The 22,612-nt window shown below is 69.2% G+C and carries 9 protein-coding genes and 1 tRNA gene; 6 read left to right on the top strand and 4 right to left on the bottom strand.

Going from position 1 to position 22,612, the window contains the following annotated elements:
• Positions 1-146: 146 nt before the first annotated feature.
• From KTR66_RS07050 to KTR66_RS07055, 3 genes are all read right to left on the bottom strand, one after another.
• Entirely contained in the window at positions 147-4,799 is a 4,653-nt protein-coding gene (locus tag KTR66_RS07050) for a TIR domain-containing protein (protein ID WP_213611838.1), read from the bottom strand.
• Positions 4,796-4,927, bottom strand: a complete 132-nt coding sequence (locus KTR66_RS25035) for a hypothetical protein (protein ID WP_256437532.1) — start codon at positions 4,925-4,927, stop codon at positions 4,796-4,798. Before KTR66_RS25035 ends, KTR66_RS07050 begins: the two co-directional genes overlap by 4 nt.
• A 239-nt stretch (positions 4,928-5,166) precedes the next feature.
• Entirely contained in the window at positions 5,167-5,805 is a 639-nt protein-coding gene (locus KTR66_RS07055; protein ID WP_213611840.1) for a ribonuclease D, read from the bottom strand.
• A gap of 558 nt (positions 5,806-6,363) precedes the next feature.
• On the opposite strand from KTR66_RS07055, the gene KTR66_RS07060 reads away from it, so the two are divergent.
• Entirely contained in the window at positions 6,364-13,398 is a 7,035-nt protein-coding gene (locus KTR66_RS07060; RefSeq protein WP_213611842.1) for an autotransporter outer membrane beta-barrel domain-containing protein, read from the top strand.
• A 195-nt stretch (positions 13,399-13,593) separates the two neighbouring features.
• Here KTR66_RS07060 and KTR66_RS07065 read toward each other — a convergent pair.
• Positions 13,594-13,680, bottom strand: a tRNA-Leu gene (locus tag KTR66_RS07065).
• Between the two features lie 111 nt (positions 13,681-13,791).
• Between KTR66_RS07065 and KTR66_RS07070 the strand changes: the two genes are divergently transcribed.
• From KTR66_RS07070 to KTR66_RS07090, 5 genes are all read left to right on the top strand, one after another.
• On the top strand, positions 13,792-14,718 hold the full coding sequence (locus KTR66_RS07070) for a complex I NDUFA9 subunit family protein (RefSeq protein ID WP_249731929.1): 927 nt from the start codon (positions 13,792-13,794) through the stop codon (positions 14,716-14,718).
• Positions 14,719-14,912: 194 nt separating this feature from the next.
• Entirely contained in the window at positions 14,913-16,349 is a 1,437-nt protein-coding gene (locus KTR66_RS07075; protein ID WP_213611847.1) for an NAD(P)-dependent oxidoreductase, read from the top strand.
• Positions 16,350-16,354: 5 nt separating this feature from the next.
• Positions 16,355-20,872, top strand: coding sequence for a glutamate synthase large subunit (gene gltB / locus KTR66_RS07080; RefSeq protein WP_213611849.1), 4,518 nt, complete (start codon positions 16,355-16,357; stop codon positions 20,870-20,872).
• A 72-nt stretch (positions 20,873-20,944) separates the two neighbouring features.
• Positions 20,945-21,613 carry a glutathione S-transferase family protein gene (locus KTR66_RS07085; RefSeq protein ID WP_213611851.1) on the top strand — a complete coding sequence of 223 codons (669 nt, stop codon included), beginning with the start codon at positions 20,945-20,947 and terminating at the stop codon, positions 21,611-21,613.
• A gap of 22 nt (positions 21,614-21,635) precedes the next feature.
• Positions 21,636-22,580 carry a lysylphosphatidylglycerol synthase domain-containing protein gene (locus tag KTR66_RS07090; RefSeq protein ID WP_213611853.1) on the top strand — a complete coding sequence of 315 codons (945 nt, stop codon included), beginning with the start codon at positions 21,636-21,638 and terminating at the stop codon, positions 22,578-22,580.
• Positions 22,581-22,612 lie beyond the last annotated feature (32 nt).

Raw genomic sequence — 22,612 nt, forward strand, 5'->3', positions numbered from 1 at the left:
ACAAACTCTCGACGATGGTCCAGCACTGATAACGCCTTCCAGGGCATCGCCTCTCTCCCGAGAAACCACGCCCAAAAGCGTCAACCATCTCTCCGAACATCCGTCAGGGATGTGTCCGGTCTGAACAGGGCCCCAGACCCCGATCGTCAGGGGGGCGTGAAGGACTCGAAGGGCCAGGTTTGCAGGGCGCCGTCCTCGCCCGGGACCTGCCACACGAGATGGCGCCAGGCCTCGCCGGACCAGGCGGTGAGCCGGCCTTGGGCGAAGGCGGCGCTGGCCTCGCCCGCACTGTGCAGGGTGAGGAGCTCGGCGCCGCTTTGCACGTCCCAGATTCGCAGCGTGCCGTCATGGCCGGCGGAGGCGAGGCGGGTTCCATCGGGCGCGAAGGCGCAGGCCAGGACCGAGCCCTGATGCCCACGCAGGGTGAGGAGCTCGGCGCCGCTGTGCGCGTTCCAGGTTCGCAGCGTGCCGTCGTGGCCGGCGGAGGCAAGGCGGGTTTCATCGGGCGCGAAGGTGCAGGCCGCCACTGCGCCCTGATGCCCGCGCAGGGTCAGAAGTTCGGTGCCGCTCTGCGCGTCCCAGATTCGCAGAGTGCCATCGGTGCCCGCGGAGGCAACGGCGGCTCCATCGGGCGCGAAGGCGCAGGCCAGGACCGAGCCCTGATGCCCACGCAGGGTGAGGAGCTCGGCGCCGCTGTGCGCGTCCCAAATCCGCAGCGCGCCGTCACCGCCGCCGGAGGCGAGGCGTGTTCCATCGGGCGCGAAGACGCAGCCCCGCACGCCGCGCTGATGCCCGTGCAGGGTCAGAAGGTCGGTGCCGCTGTGCGCGTCCCAGATTCGGAGCGTGCCGTCCGCGCTGACGGAGGCAAGGCGGCTTCCATCGGGCGCGAAGGCGCAGGCTATCACCCCGCCCTCATGTTCGTGCAGGGTCAGGAGCTCGGCGCCGCTGTGGGCGTCCCAGATTCGCAGCGTGCCATCCCACCCGCTGAAGGCGATTCGGGCTCCATCGGGAGCGAAGCCGCATGCGCGCACCCAGTCCAGATGCCCGCTCAGGTTCAGGAGCTCGGCGCCGCTCTGCGCATCATAGATTCGCAGTGTACCGTACTCGGTTGCGGAGGCGAGGCGGGTCCCATCGGGCGCGAAGGCGCAAGCCAGCACCGGGTCCTGATACCTGCGCAGGGTCAGAAGTTCGGTGCCGCTCTGCGCGTCCCAGATTCGCAGCGTACCGTCATCGCCGCCGGAGGCGAGGCGCGTCCCATCCGGCGAGAAGCCACAGGCATTCACCTCGGCCTCATGCGCGTACAGGGTCAGCAGCTCGGCGCCGCTCCGCGCGTCCCAGATGCGCAGCGAGCCGTCATCGCCGGCGGAGGCGAGGCGGGTTCCATCGGGTGCGAAGGCGCAGGCCCGCACCATGCCCTCATGTCCGCGCAGGGTCAGGAGTTCGGCGCCGCTCTGCGTGTCCCAGATTCGCAGCGTGCCGTCCCACCCGGTGGAGGCGAGGCGGGTTCCATCGGGCGCGAAGGCGCAGGCCTGCACCGAGCCCTCATGTCCGCGCAGGGTCAGGAGCTCGGCGCCGCTTTGCGCGTCCCAGATTTGCAGCGTGCCGTCGTGGCCGGCGGAGGCGAGGCGTGTTCCATCGGGCGCGAAGGCGCAAGCCAGCACCCCGTCCTCATGTCCGCGCAGGGTCAGGAGCTCGCCGCCGCTCTGCGCGTCCCAGATTCGCAGCGTGCCGTCATCGCCGGCGGAGGCGAGGCGTGTTCCATCGGGCGCGAAGGCGCACCCCCGCGCCATGCCCTCATTTCCGCGCAGCGTCAGGAGCGCAACGCCGCTGTGCGCGTCCCAAATCCGCAGCGTGCCGCCCGACCCAGCGGAGGCGAGGCGCGTTCCGTCGGGCGCGAAGGCGCAGGCCAACACCCAGTCCAGATGCCCATGCAGGGTCAGAAGCCGAGAGCCGCTCCGCACGTCCCAGATACGCAGTGTGCCGTCATCGCCGGCGGAGGCGAGGCGGGTTCCATCGGGCGCGAAGGCGCAGGCCAGCACTGGGCCGTCATGCCCCGCATGCCATTCCGGGCGCGCCTCGCGGGGCGGCGGCGCGGCCCCGCGCGTGAAGCTGGCCGGTGGCGCGGCCAGGGCCGGCCCGTCGAAGAGCCGCGTCCGCGCAAACCGCGCCCCCCGGAAATCCACCTCCTCCGTCGGCGTTCCGAGAAACACCGCGCCCTCCAGCCCCGCCTGGGCCAGGCGTGCCAAATTCATGCGGCAGTCCAGGAACTCCGCGCGCAGGGCCTCCGCCCCGGTGAGATCGGCCTCCTCCAGATTGGCGCGGCGAAACACCGTCTGGCGCAGCGCAGCGCCCCGGAGGCAGGCGCCGGCGAGGTTGAGCAGCGGGCCGTCCTCCGCGCCCTCGAAGGTCATGCGGGACAGATCCGCCCCCTCCAGCCGCACGCCGGCCAGCGGCACATGCGGGTGGCCGCGTTCCATCGCCAGCAGCGCATAGGTCAGCGCGTTTTCCGAAGCCTGGGGGCGGTAGGCGTCGCGCAGCAGCGCCAATCCGCGCAGCGCCGCCGCATCCCCGGGCGCGATCATCTGGCCCAGGAAATCCAGCGTCTCGCGGCTGGGCTCCGGCATCGCCCAATCCTCGGGGCGGCCGGCGCGCAGGGCGTCGAGCAGATACTGAGCCAGGAAATACTCCTGCAGGCTGGTATGGGCGAAGCGGAACAGGTCCCGGCCCTCGCGCACCAGGAAGGTCGCGGTGTGCAGGTCGTTCTTGATGGCGTGCAGCTTCTGGTCGCGCAGATGCCGCGCGATCTCCGGATGGGCGTCGAGGAATTCCAGCAGCCAGGCCTCGGCCTTCTTCGCATCCCAGCCGCGCGCACCGCTGCGCCAGAGGCTGGCCGCGAAATGGCGCATGATGTCGGGCTTGTATTCGGGCGGGATGCGGTGCTTGCCGTCATCGCGCTCCAGCGCGCGCACCACCATCATCTCATAGAGGGTGGCGCCGGTGACGCGCTGGCCTTGGGCGCGCATCGCCTCGATCGTCTCGATATTGTCGGCGATGAGCTTCAGCGTATAGGGCCGCCCGCCCGCCTCCATCAGGTTGTGGACGGATTGCATGAGGCCGATCACCGCCTCCACATCCTGCCCGGGCAGGGCGGCGCCCAGATACTGGCGGATCTGCTCCTCCTCGAAGGGCAGCAGGATGTAGCAGCGCCAGAGGTCATGGGTGATGGCGTCGCGGTCCTCGCCGGTGAAATGGGTCTGCTGCTCGCGCAGGCTGCGGAAATAATGGTCGCGGCAGGTGAGCAGCACCTTGCCGGCGCGGGCGCCATCCTGGGGCTTCCACAGGCTGGGCGGGAGGATGCGCAGCAATTCGCGGGTGAAGGCCTGGCCCTGGGGGGGCGTGAGGCCGATCAGCACCTCGTCCAGCCCGTCGAAGAGGGCGATGGCGCCCTCGCGCTGCACCAGGCGCATCACCTCCGCGCCGGTCAGGCCCGGCTCGGCGGCGCCGCTGCGCCAATGCTTCTCCAGCAGCCGCTCCAGGATGGCGGGCAGGCTGGGCTCGCGCTGCGCCATCTCGCCCAGCAGGCGCAGGTCGAAATAGAGAGGCTGTGGGCGGCTCGGGTCTTTCGCGTGCTCCGCGGCCAGCTCCTGCGCGAGCTTCAGGCTCGTCGTGGTCTTGCCCATGCCGTATTCGCCGAGCAGCGCGCAGTAGCGTTGCTGCGTCTGCTCCGGCGCGGCCCAGGCCTTGAGGAGCTCCATGACGCCGCGGGGCGCGTCCCCCTCGGCGCGGGCTTCGGGCTTGCCCTCCTTGTTGAAGCTGCCGGGCAGGGCCCGGCCTTCGGTGAAGGACAGGCCGTCCAGCTTCGCCTCCAGGCCGGGCTGGCGCCAGGCGTCGCGCCGCGGTGCCGGGTCCGGTTGCGGGTCCGGCCGGGCCAGGCGCCGGCAGATCGCCTCGAAGAGCTGATGGGCGAAGGCGTCGCGCTGGGGGCCGCCGCGCTCGTGGAAGGTCTTGCCGTCCTGGAAGAAGATCTGTCGCGCGTCGAGGCCCTTGGCGTCATGGTTGGCGAAGCTGATCTTCTTGAGCCCGACGGGGATGGCGAGCTTGCCGGGCGTCACCGCATCGGGGCTGCTCGGCACGAAATGCGGCAATTCCTCTTCGGTGATGAAGCGGCTGGCGAGGAAGGCGGGCGAGACCAGGAGGAGGCCGAAATCGCATTGCGCGATGGCGGCCTTGATCTGGTCGCGCCAGGCCTCGCCCGGCAGGATGTTGCTGTCGATCCAGGGGAGGAATTCGTAGTGCTTCGCACCACCGAATTGGAGTTGCAGCAGCTCCAGCAGGCGCCTGGCCTCCGTCTCATCGGCATGGGCGTAGGAGATGAAGTAGCGGATGGTGCGCCGCCCCTGGGAGACGGCCTTTTGCGGCGTGACCGTGGCCGGCAGGGTGGCGAGGTCGGCCTGGAGCAGGGTGGCGGCCGCTTCGCGCGCGGCGCCCTCGCCCTCGAACCAGATCTGCGCGGCCTCGGGCGGGCGGTGCTTGCTGGCATTGGCCTTGAGCTCGAGGCGCAGGCCGAGGGATTTGGCCTTCTGCGCGAGTTCGCGGCGGAAATGGCGGAAGCGGTCCAGTTGGGCGGCGCGGTTCTCGCCGGGATAGAGGGCGTCGAGGGTGGTGTGCATCGCCGCGCGGCCATCGGCGGCCAGCAGGGCATGGATGCGGCGCAGCAGCGCGCCGCTGGTGCGGCCGAGCTCCGGGGCGAGCTTGTCCAGCGCGGGCAGCAGGCTGGGCGGGGTGAGGGGGGGCGTCACGGCCGGCGCCGCAGGAGCAGGAGCAGGACGGCCGCCAGCGTGGCGAGGACCACGACCAGCAGAAGCGTCTCGGAGCCGCTGACGGCGGCTGAGAAGACGGGGCTGGTCACTTCGATGCGGCCATCCATGGGGCACCTCCATGCGCAGGGATAGGCTGGCGGTGCGGTGGCGTCAAGTGTGAAATCACATGTTGATCATGCTGAAGACATGCTGAGATGAGGGGCGACGTTGGGTCGGTTTGCCTCGCTTTTCCTGTGGCGATGTGATAGGAATAAACAGCTAACGGGGTGCGCGCCGCTGCTCGCCCGGCAGGGCCGCCGGATCACAGGTAAGATGGTAAGGCCGTAAGGGGGTAAGGCGCCGCCCTTCAATGGGCGAAGAGATCCGGCTCCTCATAGCCCATCAGATCGAGCTTCCCGCGCGCCGGCAGGAAGCGGTAGCAGGCCTCGGCCAGTTCCAGGCGGCCTTCGCGGATCAGCAGCGCCTCCAGCCGCGCCCATAGCGCGTGCAGGTGCAGCACGTCACTCGCGGCGTAGGTGCATTGCTCGGGCGTCAGCTCCGGCGCGCCCCAGTCGCTCGTCTGCTGCTGCTTGGAGATTTCCACGCCCAGAAGGTCCCGGCAGAGATCCCTCAAGCCATGCCTGTCGGTGTAGGTGCGCACGAGCTTGGAGGCGATCTTGGTGCATCGCACCGGCGCCACGGTCGCGCCGATTCCCTGGAACAGCGCTGCCACGTCGAAGCGGGCGAAGTGGAACAGCTTCACCACGGCCGGATCTTCCAGCAGCCGCACGAGGTTGGGCGAGGGGCCCCCACCTGGGATGATCTGCACCAAATGCGCCGCCCCATCGCCCGAGGAAAGCTGCACCAGGCACAGCCGGTCCCGCCGCGGGTCGAGGCCCATCGTCTCGGTGTCGACAGCGACGACGGCACCCAGGGTGAGATCAGGCGGCAGGTCCTGGCGATGCAGGTGAATGGGGCCGGCCGGCGTGAAGATCGTCTTTGCCATCAGGAAATGCCTCGCGGTCCCCGGCCGGGCGGGGCGTGTCTGCGTTCAAGGAGTGTGGTTTCGGCCGGCGGGGGGCCGGTTGTGGCCATAGAGCGCGGCTGGCCCGCCAGATCAATACGCCCGCCCTGCCGTGGCCCGCGCGATCGGAGCACTGCGGCATGCCTCGGCTCCATCCATCGGGTTTTTGACCGGCTTCGTCGATTTCCATGTGCCCACCGGCGCGCGCCGTGCGATTTCGCGCTGTGGTTGCATTCTGGGCTGGCGTCCCACGCCACCATGTGCGTGACTTGTGGCAGAGGCCAATGCCGCCCGTCTGAAACAGTGGAGAGCGTGAAGCGACCTGCCCGGGATCGGGCCGCCGGAGATGATCTTTACGATCGAGGTAGGGTAGGTTTGAGTTTGCCGGGAGCGAAACTGGTCTTTGATGCGCGCGTTTGACCGAATAACCACGAATGACGCTCGATCGGCCACGTTCGACTTTCCGATATATCATTTCGATATGAAGATTATTCTCTGGTCGTCATGCGAACGACCGGCCGAAAGAAGGCGCCGCCTGCCATGACGAACCCCGCCCCACAGCCAAAGCCGAGCGTGCCCGCCGCCCGCCAGCGTGGCTCCCTGGGCTTCCGGCGCACCCTGCTGGCGAGCGCCGCGATCATCCTGGCCCCTGGCGCCGGCGTTGCCCTGGCGCAGAGCTGCACCGTCTCGAACGGGGCCTGCACCATCAGTGCCGGCACCTACACGCAATCATTTTCCGATGTCTCCTCGGCATCCTCCCTGAACGCGACGAACAACGGCAGCTTCTCCGTCACGACGCAGAGCAGCGCGAGCTTCCTCGGCGTCCTGCAGTTCCAGATGCAAGGGGCCAATGGCCCATCCAGTTCCGATGGCGATGCCGGGGATGGTGGCGCGGGCGGCGCGCTGACCGTCACGAACAACGGCACCATCAGCCACTCGATCTCGACCATCCTCGACAACCAGAACACCGTCGTCACGCTCTCCGCCTATTCGGTCGGCGGGAATGGCGGCAACTACACCAATTCGAACAACAAGGATGATGCCGGGCGGGCCGGCAGCAGCGGGACGGTGGCCCTCACCAACATCGCGAGCATCTCGGTCTTCACCTTTTCCGCCTCGGGCGCCGGCCTGCCGGCGGTCATCCAGTCGGGCGCCGCCGTGATGGTGGATAGCCGGGGCGGGGCGGGTGGCAGCCAGAGCAGCGATTCGGTGGATGACTACGGCATCCCGAAGTACAACGGCGACGGCCGGGGCGAGAATGGCGGCGCGGCCGCCAATGTCTCGCTGACCAACAGCGGCAATGTCACCGTCGGCCTCTACACCAACGCGGCCAATCTTCTTGTCGCTGGCGGCTACTGGGGGGTGGGTGCCCGTTCGCTCGGCGGCAATGCTGGCAATGGCACGAACGGTCCCGATGGCGATCCGGGCGCGCAGGCGACGCTGAACAATACGGGTAATGTCTCCGTGGCCTTTGGCTGGGGGGCCAGCAGCCCCGGCACGGCCACATCGCCGGTCACGCCGGGCGGCTTCGCCGTGATCGCGATGAGCCAGGGCGGCAACGGCACCCCGGCCACCAACTCGGATTCCGATGGCGGCAATGGCGGCTCGGCCGGGAATGCCCTCGTCACGGTGGGCGATCCGAACAATGCGCGCAGCTATGCGCTGACCACCTACAACCCGAATAACCTGACGACCACGCCGCGCTCGGCCGTGATCGGGGCGATTTCGCAGGGTGGCAATGGTCAGTATGGCTATAGTGGCCCGAGCGTCGGTGGCTCCGGCGGCTTCGGCAGCCTGGCCAGCGTCACCGTGCAGGACCGCGTGACGATCACGGCTGAGGGCGACCGGACGCTCGGCATCCTGGCACTGAGCCAGGGCGGCCGTGGTGGCGACAGCGGGCCGAACCGCAGCAACGGAGCCATGGCGGGCCCCGGCGGCAACACGGGCAACCCCGGCGACACCACGAACAATGCCTATGTCAAACTGACCAACACGGTGATCTCCACCACCGGCCTGCTTTCGGCCGGTGTGATGGCGATGACGCAGGGCGGCGACGGCGGCACCGGCAGCGACGTGACCGACACCTTCGACTTCAACGCGCGGGGCGGCGGCGGGGGTGCCGGCGGCAATGGCGGCCCGGTCCAGGTCGAGATCACTGGCGGGTCCATCACGACCACCGGCGCGCAGTCGCCCGGCCTCGTCGCCATGGCGCAGGGCGGCCTGGGCGGGCGCGGCGGCAACATCGACGCTCTGGGCGGCGGCGCCGGCAATGCCGGGGCGGGCGGCTCGGCCGCGGCCGTGAATGTCAGCATCTCCAACATGACCATCCGCACGAGCGGCGATGCCGCGGCGGACCGCAGCAATCCCGCCTACGGCGTCCTCGCCGCCTCGATCGGCGGAGCGGGTGGCGGCGGCGGGTCGCTGAATGCCGATTTCGGCGGCGCCAGCGGGGCGGGCGGGGCGGGGGGGAATGCGTCCGGCGTCACCGTCAACGTCACCGGCGGCAGCATCACCACACAGGGCACGGCGGCCAGCGCCATCGCGGCGATCAGCCAGGGCGGCAATGGCGGCAATGCCGATGCCTACAACGCCTCGGGCTTCATCAGCCTCGGCGCCAATGGTGGCAATGCGGGCAACAGCGGCGCGGTGAGCGTCACCAACTCCGCCTCGCTGACCACCAGCGGCATCGCCGCGCATGGCATCTTCGCGCTGTCGCGCAGCGGCATCAGCGGCAATGGCAGCAGCGGCGACGGCGTCGGCTCCACGGGGGGCGATGCCGGTGCCTCCGGAATCACCGGCTCCGCCTCGGTGACGCATAATGGCAATATCTCCACCTCGGGCGACTATGCCTTCGGCATCCTGGTGCAATCCATCGGCGGCGGGACGGGCGCGGGCGGCAGCAATTCAGGCAGCCTGATCGGCCTGGGCGGCGATTCCACGAACGCGGCCAATGCCAGCTCGGCTTATTTCAACCAGCGTGGCGGCGCGGTCACCACGCAGGGCGCCTATGCGATCGGCATGCTGGCGCAATCGATCGGTGGCGGTGGCGGCAATGGCGGCGATGGCAGCAGCGCCATCCTCTCGCTCGGTGGCTCGGGCGGTGGCGGCGGCAATGCCGGCACCGCCTATGGCGAGCAGTATCTGGGCAACAACACCACGCTCGGGCGCCTCGCGCATGGCATGGTGGTGCAGTCCATCGGCGGTGGCGGCGGCAATGGCGGGGATGCCAATGCCTCGGGCTCCGCCGTCACGCTCACCATCGGCGGCACCGGCGGGGCTGGCGGGTCCAGTGGCGAAGTGACCGCCCGCGCGACCTACGGCAGCCTCAGCACCTCCGGCACGAATGCCATCGGCATTGTCGCGCAAAGCATCGCCGGCGGCGGCGGCACCGGGGGCAGCGCCTACAGCCTCACCGCCGGCGCCTCGCTTTCGGCGGCGCTGGCCGTGGGTGGCTCCGGCGGGGCCGGCGGCAATGCCGCGCCCCTCTCGGTCGCGCTGGTGCAGCAGGCGATTTCGACGGGATTGTCCACGCGCAGCGGCACCAACCAGAACCCGGTGGATTCCTTCGGCGTGCTCGCACAGGTCATCGGCGGTGGCGGCGGCGCAGGAGGCTCTTCCATGGCGCGGGCCTTTGCCGCGGCGCTGCCGGTGCCCGGTCTCAGCGGTGCTGCGGTCGCGGGCAGCGTCAGCGCCTCGGTGGGCGGCGATGGCGGCAGGACCGGCACGCTCGGCACGCTCACCTTCACGATGGACAGCGCCTCCAGCATCACGACGCAGGGCCAGGGCTCGCATGGCGTGGTGCTGCAGAGCATTGGCGGCGGCGGCGGCGTGGGCGGCGATTCCTCGGCGATGGCGACCACGGCCGCCTTTGGCCGCGCGGCCACGCAGGCGGAGACCGACAGCTTCACCATGGAACTCTCGCTCGGCCTGGGCGGCACGGGCGCGAATGGCGGCAGCGGCGGACAGATCAACGCCAGCATCACCGGCTCCTCCATCACGACCTATGGCGATTACGCCAATGGCCTGGTGGCGCAGAGCGTGGGCGGCGGCGGCGGCAATGCCGGCTATGGCTCCTCCACGACGCAGGGCTTTGGCAGCACGCGCGTCCTCCATGCCAACATCGGCGTGGGCGGGCAGTCGAGCGATGGCGGCAGCGGCGGCAACATCAGCATCACGACCGATGCCACCACCCTGATCCAGACCTTTGGCGCGAGCGCGGTCGGCATGCTGGCGCAGAGCATCGGCGGCGGCGGCGGCTCCGCCCAGGGCGGCACCATCAACCTGGGCGGCACCTACACCATCTCCAGCTCGGGTGTCCCCTTCACGGTGACACCCAGCGCCGATCTCGGCCTGACGGTCGGCGGGAAGGGGGGCGCGGGCGGCAATGGCGGGTCGGTCACGGTCGTCATGGGCGGCCAGATCCGCACCTCGGGCAGCGATTCGCCGGGCCTGCTGCTGCAGAGCATCGGCGGCGGCGGCGGCATCGGCGGTTCGGCGGGGGCCGAGGCCTCCTCGGACAATCCGTATGATCCGATCATCGGCGGCCGGGAGATCATCTCCGATATCGTCAACAAGGATGTGCCGCTCCCCATCAGCAACACCACAACCATTGGCGCGCGCAACGGGGCGGATGGCGGCGGCGGCGTGGTGAACTTCACGCAGAACGGCACGATCACGACGCAGAATGACTGGTCCCACGGCGTCTTTGCCCAAAGCCTGGGTGGCGGCGGCGGCGTGGGCGGTGCCGCGACGTCCAATTCCAGCCTGCTCGGCATGAGCACGACGATCGTGCTCGGCAGCCAAAGCGGCGCCTCGGGCAATGGCGGTGTGCTCACGCTCAACTTCAGCCCCGGCAGCCAAATCACGACGGGACAGGCCGTGAGCGGCCGCGTCACCGGGTATGGCGCCTTCGGCGTGCTGGCGCAGGGCATTGGCGGCGGTGGCGGACAGGGCCTTGACGGGTCGCCCGTGCCCGGCAGCGTCTATGCCGATCTGGGTGCTTCCGGCAACGGCTCCTCGGGCTCCGCCGGTGATGGCGGGGTCATCACGGTCAACGGTTCGCCCAGCATCGTGACGCGCGGCGACTACGGCATGGGCATGGTGCTGCAATCCATCGGCGCGGGCGGCGGCGTTGTGGGCACCGGCAATTCGCTCTCGGCCGGCGCCGGTTCCTACACGGGGATCACGCAGCTCTGGGTGGGTGGCAGCCAGAACGCGACGGGCAATGGCAAGGATGTGACCACCAGCACGAGCCTGGCGGTGAACATCCAGACCGCGGGCGCCAACGCCATCGGCATGCTGGCCCAGAGCATCGGCGGCGGCGGCGGCCTGGCTTTCGCGTCCGGCCAGAGTTCCGTGGTCGCCTACGCCCTGGGCCCGCGCGATGCCAATGGCGCGGCGGGCAATGGCGGCATCGTGACGCTTAATTTCGCCTCCGGCAGCATCACCACTTCGGGCCGCGGCGCGCATGGCGTCGTGGCCCAGAGCATCGGTGGCTCGGGCGGCATCGCCGGCCTGCCGACCGCCGGCTCGGCAGCGACGCTGAGCACCACGCCGGGCAATGCGGGCGCCAACGGCAATGGCCGTGGCTCGGGCGCCACCGTCACCATCAACTCCAATGCGGCGATCACCACCACGGGCGATTTCGCCCATGGCATCCTGGCGCAGAGCATCGGCGGGGGCGGCGGGCTGTACACTTTCGGCAACCAGCTCCTGGCGGGTTCGACCGGGCTCGCCGGCTATTCCTCCGGCAGCGGTGGGGCGGTGAATGTCACCGTCAGCCAGCCCATCCTGGCCACGGGTGTGAACTCGGTCGGCGTCTTCGCGCAGTCGCAGAGTGCGGGCGGCGGCGGCACCAACCCGGCGACCGTCATCGCCAATGCCAGCATCACCGGCGGCTCCGGCGCGCAGGGCCAGGCGATCTGGGTGGACAGCAGCAACGGGGCGAGCAGCATCACGGTGGGCGCGGGCGCCACCATCTCGGCGCTCTCCGGCCATGCGATCACCATGACGGCGGGCAGCGTCACGAACAGCGGCACCGTGAATGGCACCTACACGCTGGGCGGCGGCGGCGGCTTCCTCAACACGGGCGGCGGCACGCTGAATGCCGGCGCCTTCCTGGTCGCGCCCCGGCTCGAGAATGCCGGCACGCTGCGCATCGCCGCCCATGTCACGCACGGCGTCTCCGCCGTCAGCGGGGATTTCGTCCAGCGCGGGTCGGGCCGCCTCCTGTTCGATGCGGATTTCACCAATCGCCGCGCCGATGTGATGACGGTTGCGGGTGCCGCCGATCTCGCAGGCCAGGTGCGGCCGCTGATCACCTCGGTGCTGCCCAATGTGGAGCTGCGCTTCCTCTCGGTGGCAGGGCCGGTGACCGGCACGCTGGAGGGCGCGCAGACGGAGATCTTCCGCTACGCCGTCAGCCGCAAGGGGGGAGATTTCGCGGTCTCGGCCAATGCGGATTTCACGCCTGCCGGCTACAGCCTGAGCCGCAACATCGCCGCCGTCGCCAACCACATGCAGGCGGCCTGGGATGCGGGCGGGAGCGGTCTGGGTCCGCTCTTCGCCACGCTCGGCAACATCGCGGATCGGGGCGGGGAGGGTGCCTACAGCGCGGCGCTGCGGCAGATCTCGCCCAGCGCCAGCCTCGCACCCGGCGCGCGCCTTACCGCCGGTGCCCGCGCCTTCGCCAATGCGGCGCTGAGCTGCCCGCAATTCGAGGGCACGACCGCGATGCTGCGCGAGGGCGAATGCGTCTGGGCGACACTGACCGGCCGCACCGCGGCGCAATCCGGCGTCGAGGGACTTTCGAGCTTCCGCTACAACGCCATGCTGCTGCAGGCCGGCGGGCAGCGGGCGATCGGGGGCGGTTGGTTCCTGGGCGGCTCGCTCGCCTATGAGAATTCACGCCTCTCCACGACGGATGGGCTGAACAGCGGGCGCGGGCAGGCGGGCTATGCCGCCGTGACGGCGAAGTACCAGACCGGGCCCTGGCTCTTCTCGGGGGCGCTGTTCGGCGGCGCGGGTGAGTTCAACAGCACCCGCACCATCACACTGCCCGGCTTCGGCAGCATCGCCCGCGGCAGCCCGACGCTGTCCAACGTGGGCGGCCTGCTGCGCGCGACCTATACGCTGGGCGGCGAGGAATTCTATCTGCGGCCTTCGCTCACGATGAGCCTGATCCATGCCCGATCCAGCGCCTGGCGGGAGAGCGGGGCGGGCGTCCTGAACCTGGAGGTCTCTGGCGCATCGAGCACGGTGGGGGCGTTGACGCCGGCGCTGGAGGTCGGTGGACGCGTCAACTTTGCCAATGGCGTGGTGATGCGCCTCTTCACCACGGGGGGCGTGAGCCTGCTGAGCAGCGGTCAATGGAGCCAGGAGAGCCGTCTGGTCAGTGCGCCCTCCAGCGCGCGGTTCGAATCGACGGTGCGGACGGATCAGGTGGTGGGGCGCCTCGCCGTGGGTGCGCAGGTCTTCGCGACCGACCGGCTGGAGGTGCGGCTGCAGTATGAGGGTGAGTACAGCGCCAACCTGACAGGGCATGGCGGTTCGCTCTCGCTGGCCTACAGGTTCTGAGCGCGGTGCCGCAGCCCCCGAAGCGGGCCGCAGCGGGGCCAGGCGCCACCGAAGCGCTCGCCTGCGTGAACACGCCGTCGCGGCTCACGCTCTGATCACAGGCGGGGTGGCGCTGTGCCAGCCGGCATGGACGCCACGCTGACCAGCGGTCGCCTATCCGCCCGCAGCGTTTTCAGATCAAGTTGTGGGGAGGACTGGTGCCCAGGAAAGGACTCGAACCTTCACGACCTTGCGGTCACTGGCACCTGAAGCCAGCGCGTCTACCAATTCCACCACCTGGGCAATTCAGCGTGGTGAGCGCGAAATAGACGGCGCGCCGAAAGGCGTCAACCCCGGGTCCAGCTTGGCGTGTTGCGCCGCACGCCATATGGGTATGCAACACGGAGGATGGTGATGATGCGCAAAGTGGCGACGGTTTTTGGCGGCGCGGGCTTCATCGGGCGGCAGGTGGTGCAGCGCCTGGCGCGCGAGGATTACGTGGTGCGCGTCGCGACGCGCGATCCCCTGGGCGGCCGCGGCATGCACACCATGGGCCGCGTGGGGCAGATCGCGGCGCTGGCCGCCGATGTGACGGATGAAGCAGGCGTCGCACGCGCCGTCGAGGGGGCGGCCATCGTCGTGAACTGCGTCGGCATCCTGCATGGAAAGTTCGATGCGGTGCAGGGCGAGGGGCCGGCCCGAATCGGCCGCCTGGCCGCTGCGGCGGGCGTGGAGCGCGTGGTGCATATCTCGGCCATCGGTGCCGATGCCGCCAGCGAGAGCGCCTATGCCCGCAGCAAGGCGGCGGGCGAGACCGGGCTGCTGGCCGCTTTTCCGCGCGCCACGATCCTGCGCCCCTCGATCGTCTTCGGCGAGGGCGATGCCTTCTTCAACCGTTTCGCCCAGCTCGGCACGCTGCTGCCCTTCATGCCGGTGATCTGCGGCGACACGAGGTTCCAGCCGGTGCATGTGAACGACGTGGCCGCCGCGGTGATGGCCGCGCTGCATGACCCGGCCACCGAAGGCCGCATCTATGAGCTCGGCGGCCCGCGCGCCTGGAGCTTCCGGGAACTGCTGGCCTTCATCGTGGCGCAGACGAAGCGTGACCGCCGCCTGGTCGAGATCCCTCTCGGGATGGCGCAGCTTCAGGCCCGCTTCGCCGAGCTGCTGCCCAACCCGCCGCTGACGCGGGACCAGCTGATCCTGCTGCAGCGCGACAATGTGGTGACGCCCGGCGCGCTGACCCTGGCCGATCTGGGCGTCCAGCCGGGCGCGGTGGAGGCGCTGGTGCCGGCCTATCTGGCGCGGTTCCAGCCGGGCGGGGCGCGGCGCGTCCGTTGATGCGATAAGGCCATATCGGACCTAACTGGAGGGCCGGACTTTCGCGAAAATGACCACTTCGTGGCGGAATGAAAAAAGAAGGACAGTGATACTGTCCTGAATGTGATTTTCCCTCTTCCGCGCCGCATCAAGCTTCGGTAAGGGCATCTCGCGCCGCGTTTCCGTGCGGCGAAATCCGTTCCGAAGGTGTTCCGATGGCTGAGCGCATGCTGCAATTCGTCCGTCTCCAACAGCAGACGCCGGAAAAACGCGCCGCCACCACCCGTCGCGAGGATTTCAACGAGATCTACGCCCGTTTCGCGCCCGAAAAGGCCGCGGAGCAGGCCAGCCGCTGCAGCCAATGCGGCGTGCCCTTCTGCCAGGTGCATTGCCCGCTGCAGAACAACATCCCGGACTGGCTGAAGCTCACCGCCGAAGGCCGCATGGAGGAGGCCTATGAGGTCGCGTCCTCCACCAACACCTTCCCCGAGATCTGCGGCCGCGTCTGCCCGCAGGACCGCCTCTGCGAGGGGAACTGCGTCATCGAGAAGGGTTTCGACAGCGTCACGATCGGCTCGGTCGAGAAATACATCGTGGACACCGCCTGGGAGAATGGCTGGATCAAGCCGCCCACCCCCACGCGGGAGCTGCCCTGGTCCGTCGGCATCATCGGCGCCGGCCCGGCCGGTCTGGCCGCGGCCGAGCGGCTGCGCGTGCGCGGCTTCCAGGTCCATGTCTATGACCGATATGACCGCGTCGGCGGGCTGATGATCTATGGCATCCCCAACTTCAAGCTGGAGAAGGAGGTCGTCCTCCGCCGCTGGGAGCAGTACAAGGCGGGCGGCATCCAGTTCCACCTGAACGTGGCCATCGGCCAGGACATCACGCTCGAGCAGCTGCGCGAGCGGCATGATGCCGTCTTCATCGCGACCGGCGTCTACAAGGCGCGCGACGTGGAACTGCCGGGCAGCGACCTCAACGGCGTGGTGCCGGCGCTGGACTATCTGACGGCCTCCAACCGCAAGGGCCTGGGCGATGCGGTGCCGGAGTTCGACAGCGGCGCGCTGAACGCGGCGGGCAAGGATGTCGTGGTCATCGGCGGCGGCGACACCGCGATGGATTGCGTCCGCACCGCGATCCGCCAGGGGGCGAAGTCGGTCTCCTGCCTCTATCGCCGCGACAAGGCGAACATGCCGGGCTCCATGCGCGAGGTGAACAATGCGGAGGAGGAGGGGGTGCAATTCCTCTGGCTCTCCGCGCCCGAGGCCTTCCTGGGGGCGAAGGACGTCACCGGCGTGCGCGCCGTGAAGATGCATCTGGGCCTGCCCGACGCCACCGGCCGCCAGCAGGTGGAGCCCATCGAGGGCAGCCATTTCGTCCAGCCGGCGAGCCTCGTCATCAAGGCGCTGGGCTTCGACCCGGAGGACCTGCCCAAGGCCTTCAATGAGCCGGCGCTCCCGGTCTCGCGCTGGGGCACGCTGAAGGTGGACCACAAGACGATGATGACGGCGCTGCCGGGCGTCTTTGCGGGCGGCGACATCGTGCGCGGCGCCTCGCTGGTGGTCTGGGGCATTCGCGATGGCCGCGACGCGGCTGCGCAGATCGAGGCTTATGTCAGGGCAAAGGCCAAGCTGGCCGAGGCGGCGGAGTAAGAACGATGGAACAGAACTACATCCGGAACTACGTCTCCAACGCGGCCCTGCTGAATCAGGCCGGCATCGACACGACCGAGCATGACGCCTGCGGCGTCGGCCTCGTCGCCTCGCTCAGCGGCAAGCCCACGCGTGCCGTGGTGCTGGCGGGCATCGATGCGCTGAAGGCCGTCTGGCACCGCGGCGCCGTGGATGCCGATGGCAAGACCGGCGATGGCGCGGGCATCCATGTCGAGATCAGCCAGGAATTCTTCGCGGAAGCCGTGCGCAACGGCGGCGACACGCTGAAGCCCGGCCCCATCGCCGTCGGCCAGGTGTTTCTCCCCAAGACCGATTTCGGCGCGCAGGAGCGCTGCCGCCAGATCGTCGAGACCGAGATCCTGGCGAGCGGCTACGGCATCTATGGCTGGCGCCAGGTGCCGATCAACGCGAGCGTGATCGGCGAGAAGGCGAATGCGACGCGCCCCGAGATCGAGCAGATCCTGATCCACGACCCCGAGCAGCGCGACATCGCGACGATGGAGCGCGACCTCTACGTCATCCGCCGCCGGATCGAGAAGCAGGCCATCGCGGCGCAGATCCCCGAGCTCTACCTCTGCTCGCTCTCGGCCCGCAGCATCATCTACAAGGGCATGTTCCTGGCGGAATCGCTCAGCGAATTCTACCCGGACCTGCAGGATGAGCGTTTCGTTTCCCGCTTCGCCATCTATCACCAGCGCTATTCCACCAATACCTTCCCGACCTGGCGCCTGGCGCAGCCCTTCCGCATGATCGCGCATAATGGCGAGATCAACACGCTCTCGGGCAATGTGAACTGGATGAAGGCGCACGAGACGCGCCTCTCGCATCCGCTGCTGGACGCGCATCTGGAGGACATCAAGCCGGTGGTGCAGGCCGGCGGCTCCGACACGGCCAGCCTCGACAATGTGTTCGAGCTGCTGGTCCGCGGCGGGCGCGATGCCCCCATGGCCAAGGCCATGCTCATCCCGGAATCGCTCGGCAACAACGCGACCATGCCGTCGAGCCATCATGACCTGTTCCTCTATTGCAACGCGGTGATGGAGCCCTGGGACGGGCCGGCCGCACTTTGCGGCACGGATGGCCGCTGGGTGGTGGCGGGCCTGGACCGCAACGGGCTGCGCCCGCTGCGCTACACCGTCACCCAATCCGGCATGCTGATCGTGGGCTCCGAGACGGGCATGGTGAAGATCGCGGAGGATGCGATCTCCGCCAAGGGCCGCGTCGGCCCTGGCCAGTGCATCGGCGTGGACCTGGATGAGGGCCGCCTCTACCTCGACACCGAGCTGAAGGACATGCTCTCGGCGCGCAAGCCCTTCGGCCAGTGGGTGAACCGCACGACCCGCATCGACGAGATCGTGAAGGTCGCGAGCCCGCAGCCGGCGCCGATGACGGGTGAGGTTCTGCGCCGCTCGCAGCTCGCCATGGGCTACACGCTGGAGGAGCTGGAGCAGATCCTGCACCCGATGGTGGAGGATGCGCAGGAGGCGGTGGGCAGCATGGGGGATGACACGCCCATCGCGGTCCTCTCCAACCAGTATCGCGGCCTGCACCATTACTTCCGGCAGAACTTCGCGCAGGTGACCAACCCGCCGATCGACAGCCTGCGCGAGACGCGCGTGATGTCGCTGAAGACGCGCCTCGGCAATCTCGGCAATATCCTCGATGAGGACCCGACGCAGTGCGACATGCTGATGCTGGACAGCCCCGTGCTCTCCAGCGCGCAGTTCGGCGCCATGCGGCACTACATGGGCAGCAGCGCCTTCGAGGTGGATTGCACCTTCCCCGTGAGCGAGGGCGAGGCCGGCCTGCGCCACGCGCTGGCGCGCATCCGCCGCGAGGCGGAAGAGGGCGTTCGCAGCGGCTGCCAGCACGTCATCCTCACCGATGAGGCCCAAGGGCGGGACCGCGTCGCGATCCCGATGATCCTGGCCGTCTCGGCCGTGCACACGCATCTGGTGAAGACCTCCCTGCGCACCTTCACCAGCCTGAATGTCCGCTGCGCCGAATGCCTCGATGTGCACTACTTCGCGGTGCTGATCGGCGCGGGTGCGACGACGGTCAACGCCTATCTGGCCGAGGCCTCCATCGCCGATCGCCACCGCCGCGGCCTGTTCGGCGGCCTCTCCGTCGAGGAGGCGATCGAGCGGTACAAGAAGGCCGTGGACAAGGGCCTGCTGAAGACCATGTCCAAGATGGGCATCTCGGTCATCTCCTCCTATCGCGGCGGCATGAATTTCGAAGCGATCGGCCTCTCCCGCGCGCTGATCGCGGAGTACTTCCCGGGCGTGCCCTCGCGCATCTCGGGCATCGGCCTCGCCGGCATCGCCCGGCGCGTGCTGGCGCTGCATGAGCGCGCCTTCGGCTCGGAGGTGATCACGCTTCCGGTCGGCGGCCTCTACAAGCTGCGTCAGTCGGGCGAGGCGCATGCCTTCGGCGGCACCCTGATCCATACGCTGCAGAAGGCGGTGGAGACCGATAGCTACCAGACCTTCAAGCGCTACAGCGACGCGGTGCGCAAGCAGCCACCGGTGGCGCTGCGCGACCTTCTCGACTTCCGCGCGGAAGGGCTGAAGCCCGTGCCGCTGGAGGAGGTCGAGAGCATCACGGAGATCCGCAAGCGCCTCGTCTCGCCCGGCATCTCGCTCGGCGCCCTCAGCCCCGAGGCGCATGAGACGCTCTCCATCGCCATGAACCGCATCGGCGCGCGTTCAGACTCTGGCGAGGGCGGCGAGGATCCGGATCGCGCCAAGCCGCGCGCCAATGGCGACAACGCCAACAGCGCCATCAAGCAGATCGCCTCGGGCCGCTTCGGTGTCACGGCCGAGTATCTGAACAATTGCCGCGAAATCGAGATCAAGGTCGCGCAGGGTGCGAAGCCGGGCGAAGGCGGGCAGCTGCCCGGCTTCAAGGTGACGGGCCTGATCGCGAAGCTGCGCCATTCCACCCCGGGTGTGACGCTGATCTCGCCGCCGCCGCATCACGACATCTACTCGATCGAGGATCTCGCGCAGCTCATCTATGACCTGAAGCAGATCAACCCGGATGCGACGGTCTGCGTGAAGCTGGTGTCGCGTTCGGGCATCGGCACGGTCGCGGCCGGTGTCGCCAAGGCGAAGGCCGATGCGATCCTCGTCTCCGGCCATAGCGGCGGCACGGGTGCGAGCCCGGTGACGTCCATCAAGTATGCCGGCCTGCCCTGGGAGATGGGCCTCTCCGAGACGCACCAGGTGCTGCTGCTGAACCGGCTGCGCCACCGGGTGAAGCTGCGCACCGATGGCGGCCTCAAGACCGGCCGTGACGTGGTGGTGGCCGCCATGCTGGGTGCGGAGGAATTCGGCATCGGCACGGCGTCGCTGGTGGCGATGGGCTGCATCATGGTGCGGCAATGCCATTCCAACACCTGCCCGGTGGGTGTGTGCACGCAGGACGAGGCGCTGCGCGAGAAATTCGCGGGCAGCCCCGAGAAGGTCATCAGCCTCTTCTCCTTCGTGGCAGAGGAGGTGCGCGAGATTCTGGCCAGCCTCGGCTTCCGCAAGCTGGAGGAAGTGATCGGCCGCACCGATCTGCTGAAGCAGGTGAGCCGTGGCGCGGATGACCTGGACGACCTCGACCTCAACCCGCTGCTGGTGAAGGCCGATGCCGGCCCGCATGCGCCCTATTGCACGCTGGAAACCCGCAACGAGGTGCCCGAGACGCTGGACGCCGACATGCTGCGCGACGCCGCCCCCCTCTTCGAGCGGCGCGAGAAGATGCAGCTGGCCTACAACATCCGGAACACGCACCGCGCCATCGGCACGAAGGTCTCCTCCAAGATCGTGCGGCAGTATGGCATGACGGGCTTGCAGGACGGGCACCTCACCGTCCGCCTGCGCGGCTCGGCCGGCCAGTCGCTCGGCGCCTTCGGCGTGCGGGGCCTCAAGCTCGAGGTCTTTGGCGATGCCAATGACTATGTGGGCAAGGGCTTGTCGGGTGCGACCATCGTGGTCCGCCCGGCGCCGTCCTCGGGCCTTGCATGGCATGAGAACAGCATCATCGGCAACACCTGCCTCTATGGGGCGACCGCCGGTGCGCTCTTCGCCGCGGGTCAGGCCGGCGAGCGCTTCGCCGTCCGCAACTCGGGCGCCATCACCGTGGTCGAGGGCGTGGGCGCCAATGCCTGCGAATACATGACCGGCGGCACGGTCGTGATCCTGGGCGCGGTGGGCGACAATTTCGGCGCGGGCTTCACCGGCGGCCAGGCCTTCGTGCACGACCCGCATGAGATGTTCGAGCGGCGCGTGAACAAGGACACGCTGCAGTGGCAGCGCCTCGCCTCCGCCCATTGGGAGGGGGAACTCAAGGCGCTCATCGAACGCCATGTGGCCGAGACGGGCAGCCGCCACGCCGCGCGCATCCTGAACGACTGGGAGAATGAGCGCGCCGCCTTCTGGCATATCGTGCCGAAGGAATACGCCAAGTACCTGGCGCGGCCGATGACGGAAGTCGCCGCCGCCGCCGAGTGACGTGAGGCGGGCAGGGCTGCCCCATGGTGGCCCTGCCTTCCCGCGCCGCGCCCCGGGTGGCATAAAACCCGGGTGAGAATCCTCTACCACCTCCCGCTCTCGCCCTATTCGCGCAAGATTCGTCTGGCGCTGGCGGAGAAGCGCATCCCCTTCGAGCTGCGCGTCGAGAAGGTGTGGGAGCGGCGGCCGGAGTTCCTGGAGCTGAACCCGGCCGGCACCGTGCCGGTGCTGGTGGAGGAGAACGGCCTCGTCATCGCCGACAGCTACGCCATCGCCGAATATCTCGACGAGGCCTATCCCGACATTCCCCTCTTTGGCCGCACGCTGGCCGAGCGCGCGGAAGTGCGGCGCCTGCTCTCCTGGTTCGACAACCTCTTCGGGCAGGAGGTCTCCCGCAACCTGATCTGGGAACGCCACCTGAAGCGCCAGCTGGGTCATGGCCATCCGGATGGCACGGCGATCCGCCAGGGCTATGCGAACCTGAAGCACCACCTGGACGAGATCGGCTTCCTGGCCGAGCGCCGCACCTGGCTCGCCGGCGCGCAGATCAGCATGGCGGATTTCGCGGCCGCCGGGCATCTCTCGGCGCTGGACTACGCCAATGACGTGGATTGGGGTCACAACCAGTCGGCGCGCGACTGGTATGCCCGCGTGAAGTCGCGCCCCTGCTTCCGCGCCCTGCTGGCCGACCGCATCAGCGGCCTGGAGCCGCCGCCGCACTACGCCGACCTTGACTTCTGATCAGGCCAACTGGCCGCGCGCCATGCGCAACGCGGTCATGCTGGCGCTGCTGGTGCTGGCCGCACTCCTGCTGGTGGCGAGTGGCGAGGCCGCGACCCTGCCGCAGGTGCTGGCCAGCCTGCCGCTCGCCGTCCTCGCCTCGGCCTGCGCGCATGTCCCGCAGATCCTCTTCACCGCCTGGGCCTGGCTGATCCTGCTGCCTGCCGATGCGCGCCCGAGCCTCACGCGCATGCTCAGGCTGCGCTGGTACCGCGAGGGCGCGGATGCGCTGCTGCCCGCTGGCTCCGTCGTCGGCCAGGCGGCGATCACGCGGCTGATGGTGCGGGACGGCATGCCGGGCGACCTTGCGGCCGGGACGGCCACCATCGGCATCTCGCTGGAGGCGATGGGGCAGATGGTCTTCACCATCCTGGGCCTGGTCTTCTTCCTGCTGCTGCGCGACGATGCCGAGGTCTCGGGCTTCCTCACCGGCATCGCGGTGGCGGGTGGCATGGTGGCGCTGCTGGTGGCGGCGCAGCGCCCCTTCGCGCTCGGCCTGCTGCGGCGGGTGCTGGAGCGTCTCTCGCAACGCTGGCCGCGCCTCAAACCCGATGGGCTGGACCGCTTCCAGACCGCGCTGCTGCGCCTGCATGCCGATCACGGCAAGTTGGCCGTGGCCCTGCTCCTGCATGTCGGCTGCTGGGTGATGGGCGCCATCGAGATGATGCTGGTCCTCACCCTCATCGGCCACCCGATCAGCCTGGCCGAGGCCATGGTGATCGAGGCCTTCGCCCAGGTCCTCCGCAATGCCGGCTTCCTGCTGCCCGGGGCCGCCGGCGTGCAGGAGGGCGCGATCATCGCGGGCGGCCTGCTGATGGGCGTGCCCGTCGCCCCCATGGCGACCGCCGCGCTGGTGCGCCGCACGCGCGAGATCCTCGTCGGCAGCACCGCGCTGCTCGCCTGGCGGCGCGACGAAGTGCGGGGCTAGCTTTGCTGAGAGGATGATTCACCGCTTCGGCG

It is taken from the genome of Roseococcus sp. SDR (assembly GCF_019083995.1).
Taxonomy (GTDB): Bacteria; Pseudomonadota; Alphaproteobacteria; order Acetobacterales; family Acetobacteraceae; genus Roseococcus.